2 protein-coding genes are annotated in these 1,176 nt (G+C 50.4%); one reads left to right on the top strand and one right to left on the bottom strand.

Features of this window, described 5'->3' with window-relative positions:
* A partial coding sequence (locus ACWA6V_RS07580) for a sialate O-acetylesterase (RefSeq protein WP_449521909.1) occupies nt 1-981 on the top strand: 981 nt, incomplete at its 5' end.
* Here the strand turns inward: ACWA6V_RS07580 and ACWA6V_RS07575 are convergent.
* Nucleotides 978-1,176: hypothetical protein (locus ACWA6V_RS07575; RefSeq protein WP_449521908.1), on the bottom strand; the 199-nt coding region annotated here is incomplete at its 5' end. The genes ACWA6V_RS07580 and ACWA6V_RS07575 overlap by 4 nt on opposite strands.

Raw genomic sequence — 1,176 nt, 5'->3', positions numbered from 1 at the left:
GTAGGGCAAACGGGCTATCAATATCCGCCGCGTATTTATGCCGTGCCTGCGGGGTTGTTAAAAGCCGGTAAAAATAGCATCGCGATTCGTGTAACCAGTTATTCCGCTAATGCCGGTTTTGTAAAAGACAAACGCTATGCGCTGATGTTTGGCGAAAGTAAATTTGGTGCGGCTTATTCCGGCGATGAAGAAGTTTCACTGCGCGGTGAGTGGCAATATCAAATCGCCGCTACTGCGGGCGCTATGCAACCAGGGACAACCTTGCATTATCTTCCATCATCATTGTTTAACGCGAAATTAGCTCCCGCATTGCCGCTAAAAATAAAAGGCGTGATTTGGTATCAGGGGGAATCTAACGTAGATCGCGCAGCGGAATATCACCAATTAATGACGGATTTAATTGGCGATTGGCGCAAACAATTCCAACAATCCGATTTGCCTTTTGTCTATGCCCAATTGGCCAATTTCCTTCCTGCTGCGAGTCAACCAGGCGAGAGTGGCTGGGCAGAGTTGCGTGAAGCACAGCGTAAAACACTCGCGGTAAAAAATACGGCTATGGCGGTAGCGATTGATGCGGGTGAGTGGAACGATATTCATCCGCTGGATAAACAAAAAGTGGGTGAGCGTTTGGCAATGGGCGCGTTGAAAGTGGCTTACGGTAAAAAATCGCTGCTTGCATCCGGGCCATCGCTGAAAAAAGTGAAGGCGAAGGGCAATAAAGTAGAGTTAACGTTTGCGGATGTGGGCAAGGGGCTGCAAGCGGTTGGTGGCGAGTTAAAGCATATTGCGCTTGCGGGCGCGGATAAAAAGTTTGTGTGGGCCATGGCGGAGGTGAAGGGTAACAAGCTGATGGTGTGGGCGGATGCTGTTGCTGAGCCTAAATGGGTGCGTTATGCATGGGCCGATAACCCTGAGGGGGCAAATCTGTATAATAGCGCCGGTCTGCCTGCATCGCCGTTTGAGGCTCGTGTTTTGGATTAGTTTTTGCTGTGCCCCCGCCGCATGGATTCCGGAGTCTTTTCAGAGACTCGCCGTGAACCCATCCATGGGGGCTCATTGCCCGCATCCCTGCGGGCAATGGTCTCTGAAAAGACTCCGGAATCCATGCTGCTACCTATGCGTTTCAAATAGGAAAAAACAGCAAACACCGATGCAGAAATCATTTTCTCATCGGCG

It is taken from the genome of Cellvibrio sp., from assembly GCF_053579595.1.
The sequence above is the reverse complement of the archived record's forward strand: the minus strand, read 5'-3'. Positions and strand labels throughout refer to the sequence as shown.